This is a genomic window from Oceanisphaera marina (genome assembly GCF_014643915.1).
GTDB classification, from domain to species: Bacteria; Pseudomonadota; Gammaproteobacteria; order Enterobacterales; family Aeromonadaceae; genus Oceanimonas; species Oceanimonas marina.
The window spans coordinates 1-21290 of sequence record NZ_BMKE01000028.1; the positions used below are offsets into that span (position 1 = coordinate 1).

At 53.8% G+C, this 21290-nt stretch carries 19 protein-coding genes; 12 read left to right on the plus strand and 7 right to left on the minus strand.

All coding sequences use genetic code 11. The features are described from left to right. Positions 1-251 precede the first annotated feature (251 nt). Positions 252-1889 (minus strand): chaperonin GroEL, encoded by a 1638-nt coding sequence (gene groL / locus IEW52_RS13810; protein ID WP_188630663.1) that lies wholly within the window; start codon positions 1887-1889, stop codon positions 252-254. 35 nt (positions 1890-1924) lie between these two features. Beyond that, positions 1925-2215 carry a co-chaperone GroES gene (locus IEW52_RS13815; RefSeq protein ID WP_188630664.1) on the minus strand — a complete coding sequence of 97 codons (291 nt, stop codon included), beginning with the start codon at positions 2213-2215 and terminating at the stop codon, positions 1925-1927. A gap of 197 nt (positions 2216-2412) precedes the next feature. Between IEW52_RS13815 and IEW52_RS13820 the strand changes: the two genes are divergently transcribed. After that, complete coding sequence (locus IEW52_RS13820; protein ID WP_505756487.1) at positions 2413-3765, plus strand: MATE family efflux transporter; 1353 nt, start codon at positions 2413-2415, stop codon at positions 3763-3765. A 130-nt stretch (positions 3766-3895) separates the two neighbouring features. Here the strand turns inward: IEW52_RS13820 and IEW52_RS13825 are convergent, their stop codons facing one another. Continuing rightward, complete coding sequence (locus tag IEW52_RS13825; protein ID WP_229667962.1) at positions 3896-4399, minus strand: FxsA family protein; 504 nt, start codon at positions 4397-4399, stop codon at positions 3896-3898. 151 nt (positions 4400-4550) lie between these two features. Between IEW52_RS13825 and IEW52_RS13830 the strand changes: the two genes are divergently transcribed. After that, the gene (locus tag IEW52_RS13830) at positions 4551-5027 is read left to right on the plus strand and encodes a protein-disulfide reductase DsbD domain-containing protein (protein ID WP_188630666.1); all 477 of its coding nucleotides are present in this window, start codon (positions 4551-4553) and stop codon (positions 5025-5027) included. Between the two features lie 92 nt (positions 5028-5119). Here the strand turns inward: IEW52_RS13830 and IEW52_RS13835 are convergent, their stop codons facing one another. Further along, on the minus strand, positions 5120-5830 hold the full coding sequence (locus IEW52_RS13835) for an SIMPL domain-containing protein (protein ID WP_188630667.1): 711 nt from the start codon (positions 5828-5830) through the stop codon (positions 5120-5122). 52 nt (positions 5831-5882) lie between these two features. Between IEW52_RS13835 and IEW52_RS13840 the strand changes: the two genes are divergently transcribed. Further along, positions 5883-6206: a GIY-YIG nuclease family protein gene (locus tag IEW52_RS13840; RefSeq protein WP_188630668.1), complete on the plus strand. Its 324-nt coding sequence runs from the start codon at positions 5883-5885 to the stop codon at positions 6204-6206. A 32-nt stretch (positions 6207-6238) separates the two neighbouring features. Here IEW52_RS13840 and fkpA read toward each other — a convergent pair whose 3' ends face one another. Beyond that, entirely contained in the window at positions 6239-7090 is an 852-nt protein-coding gene (gene fkpA, locus IEW52_RS13845; RefSeq protein ID WP_188630669.1) for an FKBP-type peptidyl-prolyl cis-trans isomerase, read from the minus strand. 84 nt (positions 7091-7174) lie between these two features. On the opposite strand from fkpA, the gene IEW52_RS13850 reads away from it, so the two are divergent. Further along, positions 7175-8209: a WD40 repeat domain-containing protein gene (locus IEW52_RS13850; protein WP_229667963.1), complete on the plus strand. Its 1035-nt coding sequence runs from the start codon at positions 7175-7177 to the stop codon at positions 8207-8209. After that, on the plus strand, positions 8209-8424 hold the full coding sequence (locus tag IEW52_RS13855) for a SlyX family protein (protein WP_188630670.1): 216 nt from the start codon (positions 8209-8211) through the stop codon (positions 8422-8424). Before IEW52_RS13850 ends, IEW52_RS13855 begins: the two co-directional genes overlap by 1 nt. A gap of 123 nt (positions 8425-8547) precedes the next feature. Here the strand turns inward: IEW52_RS13855 and slyD are convergent, their stop codons facing one another. Together slyD and IEW52_RS13865 are read right to left on the minus strand one after the other, a co-directional pair. Beyond that, entirely contained in the window at positions 8548-9066 is a 519-nt protein-coding gene (gene slyD / locus IEW52_RS13860) for a peptidylprolyl isomerase (RefSeq protein ID WP_188630671.1), read from the minus strand. A gap of 118 nt (positions 9067-9184) precedes the next feature. Continuing rightward, positions 9185-9385: a YheV family putative zinc ribbon protein gene (locus IEW52_RS13865; protein WP_188630672.1), complete on the minus strand. Its 201-nt coding sequence runs from the start codon at positions 9383-9385 to the stop codon at positions 9185-9187. A gap of 62 nt (positions 9386-9447) precedes the next feature. Here IEW52_RS13865 and IEW52_RS13870 point away from each other — a divergent pair, with 62 nt between their 5' ends. The 7 genes from IEW52_RS13870 (at position 9448) to IEW52_RS13900 (ending at position 21253) form a co-directional block, all read left to right on the plus strand. Continuing rightward, a complete protein-coding gene (locus IEW52_RS13870; RefSeq protein ID WP_188630673.1) occupies positions 9448-10137 on the plus strand; it encodes a hypothetical protein in 690 nt (229 codons plus the stop codon). Between the two features lie 35 nt (positions 10138-10172). Beyond that, on the plus strand, positions 10173-12071 hold the full coding sequence (locus IEW52_RS13875; RefSeq protein ID WP_188630674.1) for an ABC transporter ATP-binding protein: 1899 nt from the start codon (positions 10173-10175) through the stop codon (positions 12069-12071). After that, the gene (locus tag IEW52_RS13880; protein ID WP_229667964.1) at positions 12068-12499 is read left to right on the plus strand and encodes a TIGR02444 family protein; all 432 of its coding nucleotides are present in this window, start codon (positions 12068-12070) and stop codon (positions 12497-12499) included. Before IEW52_RS13875 ends, IEW52_RS13880 begins: the two co-directional genes overlap by 4 nt. Before the next feature lie 27 nt (positions 12500-12526). Continuing rightward, the gene (locus tag IEW52_RS13885) at positions 12527-13375 is read left to right on the plus strand and encodes a 23S rRNA (adenine(2030)-N(6))-methyltransferase RlmJ (RefSeq protein WP_188630675.1); all 849 of its coding nucleotides are present in this window, start codon (positions 12527-12529) and stop codon (positions 13373-13375) included. A gap of 20 nt (positions 13376-13395) precedes the next feature. After that, on the plus strand, positions 13396-15333 hold the full coding sequence (locus IEW52_RS13890) for a sensor histidine kinase (protein ID WP_188630676.1): 1938 nt from the start codon (positions 13396-13398) through the stop codon (positions 15331-15333). An 8-nt stretch (positions 15334-15341) separates the two neighbouring features. Then, a complete protein-coding gene (locus IEW52_RS13895) occupies positions 15342-16052 on the plus strand; it encodes a response regulator transcription factor (protein ID WP_188630677.1) in 711 nt (236 codons plus the stop codon). A gap of 95 nt (positions 16053-16147) precedes the next feature. Then, the gene (locus IEW52_RS13900) at positions 16148-21253 is read left to right on the plus strand and encodes a YDG domain-containing protein (RefSeq protein ID WP_188630678.1); all 5106 of its coding nucleotides are present in this window, start codon (positions 16148-16150) and stop codon (positions 21251-21253) included. Positions 21254-21290: the final 37 nt, after the last annotated feature.

Sequence of the window (21290 nt, forward strand, 5' to 3'; positions counted from 1 at the left end):
GGCCGTGAGTGACTGACCTAACAAGTTCCGTTTCATGGCAGGCTCCCGAATGTAGCTATATGTAGAAATTATAGATCCACATGGGTTATGCCGTACTGCTTATGCCATGAGGCCAAAATCTATCGTATGTGGGTGAAGTCATTATAGTTAGCGAACCGCTGGCCGTTATCACGATAAAAAAAACCGGGCCACACGGGCCCGGTTTTTGTTTGCTCATGGTCCAGGACCAGGCAGCATGAATGTGATTTATATCACATCATGCCTCCCATTCCACCCATGCCACCCATATCAGGCATGGCCGGAGCATCCTGTTTAGGCAGCTCGGTCACCATGGCTTCGGTGGTGATCATCAGACCGGCGACAGAGGCGGCAAACTGCAGTGCAGAACGCGTTACCTTGGTCGGATCCAGAATACCCATGTCCAGCATGTCGCCGTAGGTATCGTTACCGGCGTTATAACCGAAGTTACCTTCGCCGTCTTTCACCTTGGATACCACAACCGAGGCTTCTTCGCCGGCGTTGGTAACAATCTGACGCAGTGGAGATTCCATGGCGCGCAGGGCAACCTTGATACCTACGTTCTGATCTTCGTTGTCGCCGGTCAGCTCGGTCAGCTTGCTGGCAGCACGCACCAGCGCCACACCGCCGCCCGGTACCACACCTTCTTCAACGGCTGCGCGAGTCGCGTGCAGCGCATCGTCAACACGGGCCTTCTTCTCTTTCATTTCCATTTCGGTCGCAGCACCGACCTTGATCACGGCAACACCGCCCGCCAGCTTGGCCACGCGCTCTTGCAGTTTCTCTTTGTCGTAGTCTGAAGAGGAATCTTCAATCTGCTGACGAATTTGTGCAACACGGGCTTCGATAGACGCCACTTCACCCACACCGTCGATGATGGTGGTGTTGTCTTTGCTGATGACCACACGCTTGGCACGGCCCAGGTCTTCCAGTGTCGCCTTTTCCAGCTCCAGACCCACTTCTTCAGAGATCACGGTACCGCCAGTCAGAATGGCGATATCCTGCAACATGGCCTTGCGACGGTCGCCAAAGCCCGGGGCTTTAACGCCGGCCACTTTCACGATGCCGCGCATGTTGTTGACGACCAGAGTCGCCAGCGCTTCGCCTTCAATGTCTTCGGCAACCAGCAGCAGCGGCTTGGATTGCTTGGCTACGCCTTCCAGTACCGGCAGCAGTTCACGGATATTGGATACTTTTTTGTCAACCAGCAGAATGAAAGGGTCGTCCAGTTCAACAGTACCGGTTTCCTGCTTGTTGATGAAGTAAGGAGACAGGTAGCCACGGTCAAACTGCATGCCTTCTACCACGTCCAGCTCGTCCTGCAAGCCCTGGCCTTCTTCCACGGTAATAACACCGTCGGTGCCTACTTTTTCCATGGCTTCGGCAATCAGTGCGCCTACGGTTTCGTCGGCATTGGCAGAAATAGTACCTACCTGGGCAATCGCCTTGGTGTCTTTACAAGGTACAGACAGCGCTTTCAGCTCTTCAACGGCCTTGATCACCGCTTTGTCGATACCGCGCTTCAGATCCATCGGATTCATGCCTGCAGCAACCGCTTTCAGGCCTTCGTTAACGATAGACTGAGCCAGTACGGTGGCGGTAGTAGTACCGTCGCCCGCTTCGTCGTTGGCCTTGGACGCCACTTCTTTTACCATCTGGGCGCCCATGTTTTCGAACTTGTCTTCCAGCTCGATTTCCTTGGCCACGGATACACCGTCTTTGGTGATCACGGGGGCACCGAAGGACTTGTCCAGTACCACGTTACGCCCCTTGGGGCCCAGGGTAACCCGAACGGCATCGGCCAGGATATTCACACCACGGAGCATTTTTACGCGGGCGTCGTTACCAAATTTTACTTCTTTAGCAGCCATTGTTCATATTCCTTTAAAGTAGATAAACCAGATGATTACTCGACGATAGCCAGAATGTCGTTTTCAGACAGGATTAACACTTCCTGACCGTCCAGCTTCTCGGTTTTTACGCCGTAGCCTTCGTTGAAAATGACCTTGTCACCCACTTTTACAGACATGGCTTTTACTTCACCACTATCCAGTACGCGGCCATTACCTACCGCCAGCACTTCACCACGGGTAGACTTTTCGGCAGCAGAACCGGTCAAAACGATGCCTCCGGCAGATTTTGACTCGGCTTCAATACGCTTGATAATAACGCGATCATGCAATGGACGAATGTTCATCGATAACTCTCCTGATGAGTGTTGTTACCTAGTGATATAAACGGCCGGCGGCCGCAAACTGTTATACTGTCCTTCTATATGGGAGCACATTCCCCCCCTTCAAGGGTTTAGCCACAATTTTTTTTCAAGTTGTGCGTACAGCCGTTATCATATGATGCGCCTGCAAGGCTCCCGCTACTCACTTCAAGAGATTATTTGTGGTATCACAAAACTTACTGCTCACCGCCCCCATCGGCCGGCAACTGACAAAAATGGCCGGCCCCATGGCGCTGGGCATTGTCGCCATTCAAGCCTTCAACCTGGTGGATATCTTCTTTATCGGACTGCTGGGTACAGAGGCGCTGGCCGCCATCAGTTTTACCTTCCCGGTGACGTTTGTCGTGATCTCTCTGGCCATGGGCCTGGGTGCGGGTTTGTCTGCCTGCCTGGGTCAGGCTTTGGGCGCCGGCAATCAGCAACAAGCGGCTTTGTTTACCAGCCACAGTCTGTTATTGGCTCTGCTGCTGGTATGCCTGTTGTCGGTGCTGGGGATGCTCAGCATAGATCCCTTGTTCAGGTTACTGGGGGCCACTGAGGCATTACTGGTGCTACTGCACGACTATATGCTGATCTGGTATCTCACTATGCCCTTGCTGGTGCTGCCCATGGTTGGCAACTCGGCCATTCGTGCCACCGGCGACACCCGAACGCCCAGTGTGGTGATGACGGTGGCCGGTTTGGTCAACGGCCTGCTCGATCCCTTGTTGATTTTTGGTCTGGGCCCCTTTCCCGAACTGGGCATTAAAGGCGCAGCAATGGCTTCGGCCTGCTCCTGGTTAATGGCAAGCGTTGTGGGCATCTGGTTATTGTGGCGCAGAGAACGCCTGTTGCGCTGGCCTCTGCTTCAGCCCGGTTTGTTATTCATCCATTGGCGCAAGCTGTTACAGGTCGCCATTCCAGCTTCGTTTACCAACCTGCTCAACCCCCTGAGTACGGCGGTGTTGATGATGATTCTGGCGGGACTGGGAACAGAAGTAGTGGCGGCTTATGGTGCAGCCTCGCGCATCGAGGCCTTGATGCTGATTGCCATGATGGCTCTCAGCTCGGTACTGGCTCCCTTTATTTCGCAAAATACCGGAGCCGGCCAGCATCAACGAAGCCGACGGGCATTGTTACAGTCGATGCGCTTTGCAGTGGGGTTTCAGTTAGGAGTTTTTGCCTTGTTGTGGGTACTGGCACCCTGGCTGGCCGACGCTTTTACCGATAGCCAAGAGGTAAGTCGACACTTGACCTTTTATCTACGTCTGGTGCCCTTGGGCTACGGGCTGCAAGGTTGTTCCATGCTGCTGGCGTCGGCCTTGAATGGGTTGCGTGTTTCCAGTATTTCATTGCTGCTCAACAGCATACGACTGTTTGGCCTCTTGCTGCCTCTGGCCTGGCTGGGCAGCTACTGGTACGGTGAAACCGGTGTGTTCACCGGGATATTAATTGCCAACATTCTGGCCGGCATTATCGCCGCCACCTTTGCCTGGTGGCGCTTTCCCTGGAAGATCAAGCAACCCATTAACTAAGGCGATCAGCGGTAAGCTTTCAGCCGTCAGAAAAGAGCCTGGCGAACACAGGCATTAACGCAGTATTGAGCCGTCTTACCGGGCTTACCCCAGTATCTTTCTATAGCATACCGCTGATGGCTTATAGTTGTTATTTGTCGTCTTTACGCTGAAAGTCACCTTCAAAGGTGGTGCCTTCATCATCACTTTTTTTCTTCAAATGCTGATCCAGGCGCGCTTGCTGCTCATCGGTATCATCGGTTCTGTAATAGTCGGCATCAAAGGTCTGTCCCTTCTGGGTTTGTACATTCATCCGGCTGATGAAGCGTTCTACCAAGGCCTCTCGTACCGGAGGAAGCAGCAACAATACGCCGCCCATGTCGGAAACAAAACCCGGCAGCAGCAACAAGAGACCGCTGACTGCCAACATCATGCCCGCCAGCATTTCCCGCGCCGGCGTCTCACCCATATTCACCTTGCGCTGGGCTTCCATCAGCGTCTGAAAACCTTGAATACGCACCAGACTCAGACCAATCACGGCCGTTAATACAATCAAGGCTATGGTGCTCCAGGCACCAATGGCTGACCCTACCTCGATAAAAACAAAAATTTCCATCAGAGTGGCCGCAATAAACAGTAAAAAAATCTTACCCACTAACACCTCATCTCGCGCCCGCTCTGGCGCTTATCTTGGGGGAAACCCTTAACATGGGGGCAAAGGGCATGGTTTTCAAATTCGCTTGAACGATGATATTCACCTGCCACAAGGCTATAGTAACAAGGTCTTGACGAGTGAAAGGTGATTTATGCTGCGTAATTTAATGTTTTTGTCCCGCCAGACAGCACTGACAGCCCTGCTGATCGCCATCACGCCTCCCGCTCAGGCCGGGGTTCTGGAATGGCTGGGGATAAAGACTCCTGCAAAGCCACCAGTCAGCACCAATTTCTTGCCGGTAGAACAGGCATTTGTACTCAGCAGCAAGCAGAACGCCGGCGCCCTGCAACTCTCGTTTGCCATCGCTCCGGGTTATTACCTCTATCGTCACACGCTGGCGGTATCCGCAGAAAACGCCCACATCGGCGACTGGCTTCTACCCGAAGGTACGCCTCATGAAGACGAGTATTTTGGCAAAACCCAGGTGTATTATCAGCAGCTAAGCCTGGATGTCCCCTTGGATAAAATAACGCAAAACGGCCAGGTTGAAGTGCGTTACCAGGGCTGCACTACCGGCCTTTGCTATCCCCCTCAAACCATGAAAATTGCCGTCGCCGCTCGTCCCTGAGCCCCCCGCCTTCCCGCCTTCCCGCTGGCATCATATGCATCAGCGCGTTGGCGAAGGCTATCTTGCTGCCTTTTCTACCGGTCACTGACTAATCAGTCCAGCGAATACTCGACGCTGGTGACCACTCGCACCTGCTTCACTTCCGGGGTGTAAGAGTCCAGATCCGATACCGAAAAATAGCCTTGCTGAGCCGAGCGAATCGCCCCAACCTCGGCGTCTGCGTCTTTGGCAAACTGTGCGGCAGCCTGACGTGCATTGGCGGTGGCATCGGCAATCATCTGCGGTTTGATCTCATTCAGCCGCGTGAAAATATATTGTATCTTGTGCTCGTAGCTTTGCGTCAGCAACACGCCCTGACTGACCAGCTGTGCCGATTCGGGCTGGGTTGTCTTGACCAGATCAACCTGTTGCGAGCGTACCAGCAACACCGCATCGGCCTTGTAACGTGACGGCGGGCGCTGTTCACCATACTGATTGGCCCACAGATCCTGCACGACGGGCGCGGCAAAACTCAGCTCTTCATCGTTAAAACCCGCCTGTTTTAAAAAGGTGCGGATCTTGTTTCTGTCCGTATCAATGACTTGATACAAGTCTGCCAGGCTGTCGGCAGATACCGAAAAGCTGACCGGCCACAATACCAGATCCGCAGCCACCTCCTGCTCGGCGAGGCCCTTTACCGAGACCACTCTGTCGGCCTGCTTCCACAGCTGCACCGCATCTTTCAGATAGCTGCCACTCCAGACAAGTCCTATTGCCAAGGTCGCTCCCAACACCAGAGCCGGAGCAATATCATTTTTATTCATGGATTTACCTCGTTATGATTGCCGCTATAAATTGTAGACTCACAAACCACTTATGCCTGATTTAGCCCCCCAATCTACCGCCGGGCACTGGTACCTGTATATACTACGCTGCAGTGATGGCAGCCTGTATACCGGTATCAGCCTGGATCCGGAACGCCGCTGCATGGAGCATAATCAGCAGCTTTCTCGTGCCTCGCGTTACGTATGGGCCCGACGCCCCGCACAATTGATCTGGCAACGCCCGGTTGCCAACCAGTCTGTGGCGTTACGGCTGGAATATCGTCTCAAACGCCTGACCAAGGTCCGCAAAGAGCAGCTGTTACAGGAAGACGGTGTCTGGCAAATATTGCAGGCCACAATAAAAACGGCGCCCTGAGGCGCCGTTGAGTAGATAAGTGACCGCCGTGTTTACTCGGCTTGCGGCTTATCTGCTGTGGCACTGTCATCTTCTGCCGCGTTGTCCTTGGCTACTTCAGCAACAGGCGCGTCGGCAGACTTGATGTCCAGTAGCTCAACGTCAAAAATCAGTACCGAATTACCGGGAATGGTGCCGGCACCGGCTTCGCCATAACCCAGCTCGGCAGGAATAACCAGCTTGTACTTGGCTCCAACGGGCATCAACTGCACGCCCTCGGTCCAGCCCGGAATCACCTGATTCAGCGGAAAGCTGGCCGGCTCGCCACGCTCAACCGAACTGTCGAAGGTAGTGCCATCAACCAGGGTACCGGTGTAGTGTACGGTGACCACGTCTTCGGCATTGGGCTTGGCGCCTTTACCTTCGGTCAACACTTCATACTGCAGGCCAGAATCGGTTACCGTTACGCCGTCACGCTTGGCATTTTCTTCCAGGAATTTTTTGCCGGCTTCCAGTGTGGCTGCCGCCTGTTCCTTGGCCTGTGTTTCAATCAGCTCGTTGATATGCTCATCATAGGCGGTGAGTGCAGTCTGAATTTCTTCATCACTCATCTGACCCTTATCGGAAAAACCGTCCTGCACGCCACTGAGTATGATGTCGTTATTCAGCTCAACACCCAGCTCTTGCTGTTTCTCCAGAGTGGAACCAATATAGCGACCCATGGACAGCCCAATGGCGTAGGCAGATTTGTCTTCGAAGCTGGTGAGTTCGGAGGCTGTTGTCTCTGCCACGGGGGCGGCTTTCTCCACCTCGGAGGCAGGTGCAGACGCCTTGTCATCATTACAACCACTCAAACCTACCAATACCGCAGAGGCCAGCAAACTGACTTGTAACAGTTTTTTCATTATTCACTCCAGAACAGGGGGAAAAACCCCATGGAAAATGAGATGCTTATAAATCAGGACCTATACTACCGCCTCAGGTTGCCGATGCGAAAGCCCAAACCGATAAAAATGCCCACTCGCGCGCTGACGATGCTGTTGTGCGTCACCTTTTTACTGATCACCGGCTGTGATGCCGGCGACAGGCCGGTGAGCCAAAACCGTTATGCCAAGGGGACCGTGCTGGCGGCACAAACCAGCACCAATGGCCGCTTTACCCTGATTGCCACGGGTCCAAGCCCGGTCCAGGTATGGCAGCAAGGTGTGCCCGAGCCCATATACCGCTGGTATCAAGGCGAGTCGAACGACGATATATTACTGCTGACCACATCGCCAGACAGTCAGACTGCAGCCACTGCCACCCAAACCACGGTGGCCGTATGGTCCTTGCTGAATGGAGAGAACAGGGGCTTTTATCAGCTTGAGCAGCCGTTGCGCGCCCTGGCGCTCAGCGATAATGGCCGCCACCTGCTGCTGGGCTATCAGGATGGCAGCGTCGAATTTGTGAATTTATCGAGCGGTCGCCGCCTGGTATTTATGGGTCACCTGCAAACGGAACAACAGCAACGCATCAACTCGGTTGATCTGTCTGCCAACGGCCGTTACGCCCTCACCGCCAGCCAAGATGGTCAGGTATTACTGTGGCAAACCACGGACGCCGCCATTCTTGGCCAGTGGCGGCACGAAAACAGCATTACCCTGGTGCGTCTGGGCCCAGAGGGCAAACTGGCTTTCAGCGCCGACGCTCAGGGGCAAGGCGAGCTGCATCATTTACCTTCGGGCCTGCTGTTGTCTCGCTTGCAGATACCCTATCGCGGCCAGACTTTTGTCAGTGCCAGGCTGAGCCCGGATCGCAATCAACTGCTGACCGGCAGCACCTCCCGTCGCCTGGAGTTATGGCAACTCGACAACGGGCAACAGCTGCAACACTGGCAGGTGGGCACCCACACCAAACTGCGCCCCGCCAGTGCCATGGTGTACGATGTGGCATTCAGCGGTGCACGGCAGGTGTATAGCGTTAGCTCATCCGGCCTGGGGGAAACCTGGAACCTGGACTCAAAAGACTCAAGAGAAGCAAATTAATGAATGACGATATCCTTTATCGATTAGAGCAGCTTGAAACCCGGCTGGCGTTTCAGGACGACACCATAGAGCAGCTGAATCAGGAAATTACCACTCTGGGGGGCGAAACCGCCCGCTTGAAGGAACAACTCAGTTTTATGATGAAGAAGTTCAAGGAGATGCAGCCCAGCGATATTGTCAGCCAGGCCGACGAACCCCCACCGCCACATTATTGATCACCCTTCAGTCAGCCGTCAGCCATTGAAGAGCAGAAGCTTTTTCCACGACGCCTTGTCACAAAACACGCGGAACAGGCAACAAAAAAGGCGCCAAAGCGCCTTTTTTAAACCGAGTCACACTCAGTGCTGGTGGCCGCAGCAGCCGCCTTCATGATCGTGCTCTTCGTCATGATCATGAGCGCCATGCACGTGGCCGTGCGCGATTTCTTCTTCGGTGGCTTCACGAACCGCACGCACCACACCCTTGAAGGTCAGCGTCATGCCTGCCAATGGATGGTTACCGTCCACTTTAACGTATTCTTCTGCCACTTCGACTATGGTGACCGGACGATGACCGTCATCGGTTTCAGCCACGAAAGTGTCGCCTTCCGACACTTCCATGCCGTCGAACAACTCGCCCGGTACTGCTTGCACCAGGTCATCATCGCGCTCGCCATAAGCCTGATCAGGGGTCAGGGTAACGTCGAAATCTTCTCCTACTGCCTTGCCGTCCAGTACCGCTTCCAGGCCGGCAACCAGGTAACCGGTGCCGTGCAAATACTCAAGCGGCTGCTTGTCTTCGGTAGAATCGAGGATGTCACCGTTGATGTTAGTGACGGTAAAGTCCAGCGTCACCACGCTGTTTTCAGAAATGCTCATAGGATTAACCTGCTAATGAATTTTGTTATCTAGCATACAGGATGGCAAAGCCGGTTTAAATGCAAGGTAGCGACAATACTGCCACTCTTCACTGCTCTTTTACCGGCATTTTATCCTGTTATTCTGGCTTGAATATGCCGATGACGTCACCGTGGCTGGCCTTGGTGACCGACTCATCCGTTTGACTTTGGCTATGACCACAGCTGACGCACTCTACTTTCTCGACACCGTGCTCCAGATACAGCATCATGGTATCACTCTCGCTACAGCTGGGGCAGACGGCTCCGGCAATAAAGCGTTTTTTACGACGGGTTTCCATGGTTTTACATCCTGAACAACAAACCTTATCCCGAATTCTCCGCCAAAAATGAATCAACCACAATGACTACAAGCGCCCACTACCCTATCGATCATCAGCTTCTTGAGCTGCCTCACTTAAGCCCGGGAAAACGTCAGCGCCAGCTGAAAGGCATACTGCTTATCGTGCACCAGGGCGGCGGGCTGTTGCAGCTCGGTCGTCACTATTATCCGCTGGTGACTAAGGACGCAGTATTTTTACCGGCCGACACCCTGTTTGCCTGGCATAGTTTTGCCCATAGTCGTGTCAGCCGACTGGCGTTTTCGCCACGCCTTCCCCAGCCTACCAAGGCAGGTCGCCTGGTGTCGGCCCCGCTGTTGCTGGCCGGTGCAGAGCGGCTTGCCGACGGGCAAGTGCCGCCAGACTGGCAAGGAGCCCACGGCCGCTTGTGTCGCGTGTTGCACGATGAATTGCTGCGCCATCAACCTCAGCACATGAGCAACCCATCGCCGTTACTACAAAAAGTAAGCGACAATATCGCCGGTTTTACGCTGTCCTCCATGGAGGAAGCCGAATTCAAGTTGGCATTCAATGCCGACAGCCACAGCGTCAAGCAGCAGTGCGCCTTGTTGCTGATCTTGCGCGATCTGGCAAAAAGCCCACAGATAGAGCAGCTGGTGCAACGCCATGGTTTTGCCTCGCTGGCACAATTTGAGCAGGCCTATAACGATTGGTTGGGAACGAGCAATGATACTGGCGCTAAAAACGGGTAAAATACCGTTTTACCCTGCAGATATATTAAGGCCTTATGATCACCCTCAGCCAGATTGAACTCCTCAGAGGCGGCCGCCCTCTGTTAAAAGACACCAGCGCTACCATTCATGGCGGGCACAAAGTCGGTTTGGTAGGGAAAAATGGCTGTGGTAAATCAACGCTGTTCTCCTTGTTCAAAGGGGAACTGGGTCTGGATAGCGGTCAGTTCAGCTTGCCTGCCGACTGGCAACAGGCCAGCGTGGCCCAGGAAACACCGGCGCTGGAATGCTCTGCCCTGGATTATGTGATTGACGGCGATAAAGAATATCGCCGCCTGTGTCGCGAGCTGGAGCTGGCCGAGCAAAGACACGACGGCATTGCCATTGCCGAGTTGCATGGCAAGCTGGATATTCACGGTGGCTATCATATCCATGCCCGCGCCGCCGAGCTGCTGCATGGTCTTGGCTTTGCCAACGACACCCAAAGCCGCCCCGTCAGTGCCTTTTCGGGTGGCTGGCGCATGCGCCTTAACCTGGCACAAGCACTGATTTGTCGCTCCGACTTGTTACTGCTGGATGAACCCACCAACCACCTGGATCTGGATGCGGTCATCTGGCTGGAACGCTGGTTAAAAAGCTACCCCGGCACCCTGATCCTGATCTCCCACGACAGGGACTTTCTCGACGCCGTGGTCAACCGCATCATTCATATCGAAAACAACCAGCTGAATGAATATACCGGTAATTATTCCGACTTTGAGCGGCTGCGCGGCGAGCAGCTGGCTCTTCAGCAATCGATGTTCGAAAAGCAGCAGCGCGAAATCACCCACATGCAGGAATATGTGGACCGCTTTCGCTACAAGGCCAGCAAAGCCAAACAGGCACAAAGCCGACTCAAGGCCATGGAGCGCATGGAGCGCATCTTGCCCGCCCATGCCGACTCGCCCTTTACCTTCAAGTTTCTGGCTCCCGGCAGCCTGCCCATTCCATTGATTACCATGGAAAAGCTGTCTGCCGGCTATGGCGACAAAGTGATCTTGTCGGATATAAAGCTCAACCTGGTGCCCGGCTCCCGTATCGGCTTGCTGGGCCGCAACGGCGCCGGCAAGTCTACTTTTATCAAGCTGCTGTCTGGTGAGCTCACGCCTTTGTCTGGCAAACTCACCGCCAACAGCGGTATTTCTCTGGGCTATTTTGCCCAACACCAGTTGGAAAGCCTGCACCTGGACTCTTCACCACTGATGCACTTGTCGCGTCTGGACCCCAAGGCCTCAGAACAGAGTCTGCGGGATTATCTGGGCGGTTTCGACTTTAAAGGCGACAAGGTAAAAGAGCCGGTCGGCCCCTTCTCCGGCGGCGAAAAAGCCCGTTTGGTACTGGCCCTGATCGTCTATCAGAAACCCAATCTGCTGTTGCTCGATGAACCGACCAACCACTTGGATCTGGATATGCGCGAAGCATTGACGCTGGCCTTGCAGTATTTTGAGGGCGCCATGGTCATAGTGTCTCACGACCGGCATTTGCTGCGCGCCACCACCGACGAGTTCTATCTGGTGGATAATGGCCAGGTGCAGCCCTTTGATGGTGACCTTGAAGATTACCACCAATGGCTGGTGGCCCAGGACAAGGCCGAGCAACCCGAGACCATCAGCACAGCCGGTGAACATTCGGCGCAAAACCGCAAGGCCGAAAAACGTCGCCAGGCCGAATTGCGCCAGCTTACCCAGCCGCTGCGCAAGGCCATTACCAAACTTGAGCAACAAATGGAGCACTGCCAGCAGCAATTGGCCGATATAGAGCAAAGCCTGGCCGATCCGGATATTTACGCCGCCGAGCAAAAAGCCAACCTGCAGCAATTGCTGAAGGCACAAATTCCCTTGCAGCAAACACTGGCCGAGGCAGAAGCCGAATGGCTGGAGCTGCAGGAGCAACTGGAAGAGCTGGAGCAGGCATGAATATTCCCAGCCCCGAGCAATTCTGGCAGTTCAGCGAGCAGCACTATGCTCGCCCGGGAGTAGCTCAGGCCTGTCTGCAGCTGCAGGATGAACACGGCGCCAACGTGAACTTGCTGCTGCTGCTGTTGATGCTGGAAGAACGCGGTTTCACCGCTGAACCCGCCGCTTTGCTGCCACAACTTGCCAGTCGCGCAGGGCTGTTTAACCAGTGGCGTCGGTTGCGGCGCCAGCTTAAAGCCAGGCTTGATAACGACGACTACCTGCAACTATTGCAGCACGAGCTGGAACTGGAACGCTGGCAACAACAAGAACTGCTGGAACAACTCAGGCAATATCCACCCGCCCCGGGTAGCGGTGGCCTGCTGACTTACCTCACACAGCTACAGGTGGCCGATGCGCCACTGTGGCAGCTTAAACTCGCCGGTTGATACGGCCTTTTTCATACGGACTATTTCATGCTGAGTTATCGCCATGCCTTTCATGCCGGCAACCATGCCGATGTACTTAAACACGCGGTACAGTCGCTGATCCTGGAAGCCCTGTGTATTAAAGACAAGGGATTCAGCTATATCGATACCCACTCAGGTGCCGGTGGCTACGCATTGGATCATGAATGGACGCAAAAAAAATCGGAATATCTCACCGGTATCGCCCCTTTGTGGCAAGAACGGCAGAAATGGCCACAGCTGGCAGGTTATTTTGCCGCCATCGAGGCCATGAACAGCGGTGAAAAACTCGACTTCTACCCTGGCTCGCCCAAGGTGGCCGAGTATTTTCAGCGTCCGCAAGACAGCTCAACGCTGATGGAATTGCACCATAACGAAGTGGAGCTGTTGCGTCAGAACATGAGCCGCAATGCCGCCATTCATCATCGTAATGGCTTTGAAGGACTCCCCGCTCTGCTGCCACCCACGCCCAAGCGCGGCCTGGTATTGATCGACCCGCCTTACGAGCTGAAAGAAGACTATCAAACGGTGGCTCGCACCCTGGCCAAGGCCTACAAACGCTGGCCTATCGGCATTTATGCCATCTGGTACCCGTTGCTGGCCAAAAACGTCGATCGCAGCGACGGTCTTAAAGCAGCGCTAACGAACTGTGGATTTGAGCAGGTACTGTGTGCCGAGCTCAGCGTCAGCCAGCAGGCCGACGACTTTGGTATGTACGGCTCGGGCATGATAGTGCTCAATCCGCCCTGGAAGCTGGATGAGCAGCTTAAGCCATTGCTGCCGAGGCTGGCCAACGCCTTGGCACAAGATAGCTATGCGAGCTGGCACCTGGAATGGCTTAAGCAAGCTCACATCTGAATAGGTAAATCAATCCCGTCATGGAAGACTCTCGATTAAACAGTACGCCGCTCGGTAAGTGCCTCGTCACGCCACTGCTGTTGCTGCTGTTATGCCTGTTCAGCCCACTAACATTGGCAACGCCGCTTATGTTGGGGCAAGACATTGCCTACAAGGTACTGGAAGATGCCAACGGAGAGCTGTTACCTGAGCAGGCGGCGCGCGCGCTGCGCAGTCTGCCGGCTCATCAGCGGGACACCTTTTCTCGCGGTTATGTAAAAAAAGTTTTCTGGCTAGGCTTTAAACTCCCCATCGCCGACTTTGGTCAACAGGAAAGATGGCTGGAGCTGGGCCCCAACTTCATAGACGACATCAAGCTGTTCTATCGCCCGCTCGGCACCACACAAACCTGGCAAACCAAACAAACAGGAGATTTATTACACGGCCGCTCCGATCTCGATTATCGCAACCCGGTGTTCGTACTCCCCTCGCCGGGCACTAGTGGCTATGAAATGATGATACGAGTGCAAAGCTCGAGCAGTGTCTTGCTGCAGGCACGTTTTTGGTCACCGGCTGAGTTTGTTAGTACCGCCACCCGCAGCACCCATTTTTGGAGTTTCTACTTTGGTCTGGCGGCCATGTCCAGCCTGTTGGCTCTGGTATTGGCGCTGGTACTCAAGAGCAGACTGTTATGGTCAGCCGCGGCGTTTTCATCCATCTACCTGCTTATCGCCTGCATACAAGGTTATCTCAATTGGTTGTTACCCGACTGGGGCTTGCCGTTGCAGCATTATCTGACCGGCGCCCTGACATTAACCTCTTATGCGCTACTGCTCTGGCTGTGTACCGAAACCATCAACCTCAAAAAAAATCAGCCCTGGCTCCATAAAATACTACTGAGCAGCTGCTTGCTGATATTATTCCTAGTACTACTGTTGCCCTTCGGCCTTTATGCACTAGCGATCAAAATTCAGACTCTGGTCTATTTGCTGGCGGCGACTTTGTTTGTGGGATTCGTGCTTCATCTATGGCAGAAAGATCGTTTTCGTCTGACCACCGTACTAACCAGCATCAGCCCCCTCACCTGCATCCTGGCCAGCCTGTTTGGCTTGGTTTCCGTATTAGGCTGGATCCCGTTTCGCCGGGAAATTTATCTGGTATGGCAATACGCCATGATCATGAATATGTTGTTTGTGATGGCACTGGCTGTGTTCAGGATACGGGAGAAAAAGCTCGCAGAACTCGAGAAAAAACAGCTCTCCGATGAGCTAGAAACGGAACGAGCTGCCAGCTTTCATCAACGCCAGTTTATTGGCATGGTGTCGCACGAGTTTCGTACTCCTCTGGCGGTGATCGCCGGCAGCCTGACCAACCTTTACCACCTGGAATCAAATCCAGAACCGAGCCGCCTCTCCCGTTATGACAAAATACAAAGGGCCACGGAGCGCATGATGCAGCTAACGGATAACTGCCTGGCCGATGCACGATTGAATGCCACCAGCCTTTATCTGGACCGGCAGCCGGTCAAGGTGCCTGAGCTGCTGCGCTCCATGCTATCTTTGTTAGTGCTTTCGGATCAGCATCAGGTCAAGCTCACAGTGCAAAGTCATACCCCCGGCGGCAGGCCGGCAGATTATAACGTCAGCGCCGATGCCACCCTGTTGCGCATTGCCTTATCCAATGTTATTGATAATGCAGTAAAATACTCCACCAAAGGCACCATACACATAAACTGCAGCCAAGACGCGCACCAGGTCATGATCACGGTTTGCGATCAAGGCCCGGGTATCGGCAACCTGACGGGAGCAGAAATTTTCGAGCGTTATCGACAAGGCGAACAGGGGGCTACCGGATCAGGATTAGGCTTGTATGTGGCGCGACAGATTATTCAGGCTCATCACGGCGACTTATCGCTGGCAAGCAGCTCTGCTCAAGGTAGCTGCTTTAAATTTATTCTACCCCTAGCCAAGGAGGGCTAAGTTAACGCATGCAAAATAATCAGCCCAAAGTGGCCATTATTGAAGACAACGCAGATTTGCGTGAAGAGCTGATATTTTTTTTACAGCATAAAAAATTTGCGGTATGGGGAGCCGAATCCGCAGAAATATTCTGGAAGCAGCTTCATGGCACTCCAACCGATATTGTCCTGGTTGACCTGGGGCTTCCCGGCGAAGACGGGTTCAGCGTGGTGGAGCATCTGAATAAAGTGGGCGGGTTGGGGATTATCATTATCAGCGCCCGCGGCCAGCAACAAGAGCGGTTACAGGGGCTCAGTTTAGGAGCCGACTTGTTCTTAGTTAAGCCGGTCAACTTTGCCGAACTGGCCGAGGCCATCGGTGCCTTATGGCAGCGTCGAAATCAGCACCACGCCCTTCTTTTACCTCAATCGGATAATACTGGCTGCTGGCAACTGCTCAGAACCGAGCAAATATTATGCCCCCCCAGCGGCGAGCCCATCAAACTCTCGGCTAAAGAATGCGCCTTTATTCATGCGCTCGGCCATCAGGCCAATGAGGTGATCTCCCGTGAAGAACTTCATGATGTGATGTTTGAGTATGAAAAGATTCCTGACCTGCATCGCATCGATGTTATTTTAAATCGCTTACGCAACAAGGCCAAAAATAAGGATCTAGCGCTGCCGGTGCGCTCTGTCTTTGGCAAAGGGCTGGTCTTCAAGGGCAAACTCGTCACAATATAATGCACTAAAAACGAGAGATTTGAGAGAAGCGAGACTGACATCAATAACCGAGTTTGGGCATATTAGCCGCACTCATTTTCAAACTGGTTATTGCGATGAATCACACCTATCGAATTGTATGGAATAAAAGCAAGCGTTTATGGCAAGTCGCTTCAGAAGTCAGTAAAAGCGGTCAGGGAAAAACTCGCAGTAACCGCCGCCGTCAGTTATCTACCATCGCCGCCGGCACCTTGTTCTGGATAAGCGTGCCGCTGCACGCCGCCAACCTTCCCACTAATGGCCAGATAGTGGCCGGCCAAGGCACTATTAATGCATCAGGCAACAGTCTTACCATTAACCAGAATAGCCAAAACATCGCCATCAACTGGCAAGACTTCTCCATTGCTGAAGGCCACACCGTTAATTTTGTACAGCCCAACGCCCAGTCGGCGGCCCTTAACCGCGTAACCGGCAACCAGGTGTCAGAGATACGTGGCGCCCTTAACGCCAACGGTCGGGTATTTTTGGTCAACCCCAATGGCATTATGTTTAGCGATACGGCGCGCGTCGATGTGGGCTCCTTGGTCGCCTCCACCCTGAACATTTCCACCGAAGATTTCATGGCTGGCAACTATAATTTTGCCGGCAGCAGCGCCAATGCCGTGATCAATCAGGGCAACATTCAAACCGCGCAAGGCGGCATGGTCGCCATGATTGCCGCGCGCATCATCAACACCGGCAATATCACCACCCCAGGGGGGAGCACCTTAATGGGCGCGGGCAGCCGCGTAACCCTGGACATGGGTGGCCCAGTCAAGATTGAAGTCGAAGAATCACAGTTAGAAACCTATATTGAGCAAGGTGGTGCCATACGAGCCGATGGCGGCCTAGTGTACCTCACCGCCAAAGCCGCCAATGCCCTCACCGCCAGCGTGATTAACCACACCGGCATCACTCAGGCGCAAACCTTAACCGCCGGTGCCGACGGCCGCATCATGCTGATGGGCGACATGGACAGCGGCAAAGTGCAGCTAGCTGGCACCCTGGATGCCAGCGCTCCCAGCACCGGCAATGGCGGCTTCATCGAAACCAGTGCCGCCAAGGTGCAGGTGGGTGATGTAACAGTCACTACCCTGGCCGAATATGGCAAAACCGGTACTTGGTTGATTGACCCGACCGACTTCACTATTGCCGCAGCCAACGGCGATATAACCGGCGCGACCTTGTCCGCCAACCTGGCCAATAACAGCATCACCATTGAAAATGTGAACGGTGGTAATACCAATGGCCATGGCGATATTTTTGTTAACGACCAAGTAAGCTGGAGTAGCGGTAACACCCTCACCCTTAACGCGCAGCGCAATATCGAAATCAATGCCAAAATCGATGCCTCTAAAGGTAGTGGCGGCAAGCTGGCACTAAAATACGGTCAAGCCACCGCCAATGGCACCGTTGATAACAAGGCGGCGGATTACTACGTTAAGGCCCCCGTCAACCTGCAGGCCGGGCAGACCCTTTCAACCCAATTGGGTAATGCAGGCACGGTTAAAGCGTGGACTGTTGTGACCGATGCAGCAGCGATGCAAAGTATGGGTCTGGAATCGACTCAACACTATGCATTAGGGGCAGACTTAACTCTAACAGGCACCAATAACTGGACTCCAATCGGTGAGCGCCAGAATGAGTTCAGTAGCAAATTCGACGGGCTTGGCCACACGGTTTCCGGCCTGAACATTGAGAGGAGTTATAACCCAGAAGGCGGAGTAGGTTTCTTTGGTAGATCTTATGGAGCGAGCATACAGAATGTAACCTTCGCCAATGTCCATGTGAGAGGTGATAGTTATGTTGGCGCTGTCGTAGGCCTAGCCGATCATACTCATATCGAAAATGTAAGTGTTAGTGGCATCATCAATGGAAACGAGGTTGTCGGTGGCCTGGTCGGGCGCAGCATTAATGGAAACATCAGCAACTCCTACGCTACCGGTTATGTTCAGGGACACTTCTCCGTTGGCGGCTTAGTTGGGGTCAGCGAGCAGGAAAACATCAGCAACTCCTACGCTACCGGTTATGTTCAGGGAGACGTCTCAGTTGGCGGTATAACAGGTGAGCTGATCTTCGGAAACATCAGCAACTCCTACGTCACCGGTAGCGTCGATGGCATGAGACAAGTCGGTGGCTTGGTCGGCAATATCAGGCATGATGGAAACATCAGAAACTCCTACGCCACCGGTAGCGTCAGTGGATATGACACGGCCGGCGGCTTGGTTGGGGTCAGCGAGCAGGGAAACATCAGCAACTCTTACGCTTCCGGTGATGTTCAGGGTGAGTTCTCAGTAGGCGGCTTGGTCGGGGAAAGTTTTGGGGGCAACATCAGCAACTCCTACGCCACCGGTAGCGTCAGGGGATATGACATGGTCGGCGGCTTGGTGGGCTCTAGCATCGGGGGGAAATTTACCAACTCCTTCTTCGCGACCGATTCAACCGGCCAAATGCAGGGGGTCGGTGATGGGCCATCACAAGGCGTTACTGGTAAAACCTCAGCCGAGATGAAGCAGGCAGCAACTTATAGCGATGCTGGCTGGGATATTGCCGCCGAGGGCGGGAGCTCAAAAGTGTGGCGTATTTATGAAGGACAAAGCGGCCCGCTGCTGCGTCACTTTTTAACCGATATTACGCTGAATGTGTCCGCCGACACCGCTCTTACTCAAGAGTATGATGCCACCACAACCCTTAGTGCAAAAAATGCTAATGCATTACAATCCAGCTGGTTATTGAATGGCACAGCCTATGAGGGTACGCAAGACAATCAACTGCTGGGGAGCGGCTTTACATTAGCCAGTAAACATGTCGGCTCGCGCGATCTGGCCGGCGGTTATGCCTCTAGTCAGCAGGGCTATGACATTAAGCTGAATACAGAAAACACTAAAGTAGAGGTCACGGCGAAAGCCATCACCGTTAGCGGTATTACCGCCGATAATAAAACCTACGACGGCAGCAGCACCGCCAACGTCAACGCAACGGATGCGAGCGGCTGGATTAACGGTGACGACATCACCATCTCCGCCAACGGCGCCTTCAGCGATAAACACGCCGGCGAGAACAAAACCGTTAGCCTAACCAATAACTACACAGGAACCGACTTAGACAACTACATCATCACCGATCAGACCAGTACCACCGCCAACATCGCGAAAAAGGCCATTACCGTGAGCGGTATTACTGCCGATAATAAAATCTACGATGGCAGCAGCACCGCCAACGTCAACGCAACGGATGCGCAGGTTTCGGGTTTGATTGCCGGTGACGAGATCACTTTCTCCGTCAACGGCGCCTTCAGCGATAAACATGCCGGTAAAAACAAAGCCGTCACCCTGGCTAACGCCTCGACCGGCGCGGATGCTGGCAACTATGCCTTCAGTTTCAACACCGCCACCGCCAACATCGAGCAAAAGGCCATTACCGTGAGCGGTATTACCGCCGATAATAAAACCTATGACGGCAGCAGCACCGCTAACATCAACGCAACGGATGCGCAGGTTTCGGGGTTGATTGCCGGTGACGAGATCACTTTCTCCGCCAACGGCACCTTCGACGATAAACATGTCGGTAAAAACAAAGCCGTCACCCTAGCTAACGCCTCGACCGGCGCGGATGCTGACAACTATGCCTTCAGTTTCAACACCGCCACCGCCAACATCAATCAAAAAGCTATCACCGTGAGCGGTATTACCGCCGATAATAAAACCTATGACGGCAGCAGCACCGCCAGCGTTAACGCAACGGATGCGAGCGGCTGGATTAACGGTGACGATATCATCATCTCCGCCAGCGGCACCTTCAACGATAAACATGCCGGCGAGAACAAAATCGTTAGCCTAACCAGCAGCTACACAGGTACCGACCTAGGCAACTACATTATCACCGATCAGGCCAGCGCCACCGCCAACATCGAGCAAAAGGCCATTACCGTGAGCGTCATTACTGCGCAGGATAAAACCTATGACGGCAATACTACCGCTAACATCAACGCAACGGATGCGCAGGTTTCGGGGTTGATTGCCGGTGACGAGATCACTTTCTCCGCCAACGGCACCTTCGACGATAAACATGTCGGTAAAAACAAAGCCGTCACCCTAGCTAACGCCTCGACCGGCGCGGATGCTGACAACTATGCCTTCAGTTTCAACACCGCCACCGCCAACATCAATCAAAAAGCTATCACCGTGAGCGGTATTACCGCCGATAATAAAACCTATGACGGCAGCAGCACCGCCAGCGTTAACGCAACGGATGCGAGCGGCTGGATTAACGGTGACGATATCATCATCTCCGCCAGCGGCACCTTCAACGATAAACATGCCGGCGAGAACAAAATCGTTAGCCTAACCAGCAGCTACACAGGTACCGACCTAGGCAACTACATTATCACCGATCAGGCCAGCGCCACCGCCAACATCGAGCAAAAGGCCATTACCGTGAGCGTCATTACTGCGCAGGATAAAACCTATGACGGCAATACTACCGCTAACATCAACGCAACGGATGCGCAGGTTTCGGGGTTGATTGCCGGTGACGAGATCACTTTCTCCGCCAACGGCACCTTCGACGATAAACATGTCGGTAAAAACAAAGCCGTCACCCTGGCTAACGCCTCGACCGGCGCGGATGCTGGCAACTATGCCTTCAGTTTCAACACCGCCACCGCCAACATCGAGCAAAAGGCCATTACCGTGAGCGGTATTACCGCCGATAATAAAACCTATGACGGCAGCAGCACCGCCAACGTTAACGCAACGGATGCGAGCGGCTGGATTAACGGTGACGATATCACTATCTCCGCCAACGGCGCCTTCAGCGATAAAAACGCCGGTGAGAACAAAATCGTTAGCCTAACCAGTAGCTACACAGGTACCGACCTAGGCAACTACATCATCACCGATCAGGCCAGCACCACCGCCAACATCGCGAAAAAAGCCATTACCGTGAGCGGCATTACTGCGCAGGATAAAACCTACGACGGCAGCAGCACCGCCAGCGTCAACGCGGCTAATGCGCAGGTTTCGGGTTTGATTGCCGGTGATAAGATCACCGTCTCCGCCAGCGGCGCCTTCAGCGATAAACACGCCGGCGAGAACAAAACCGTGAGCCTAACCAGCAGCTACAGCGGTAACGATGCCAACAACTACAATATCACCGTTCAAGCCAGCACCACCNGAGCCTAACCAGCAGCTACAGCGGTAACGATGCCAACAACTACAA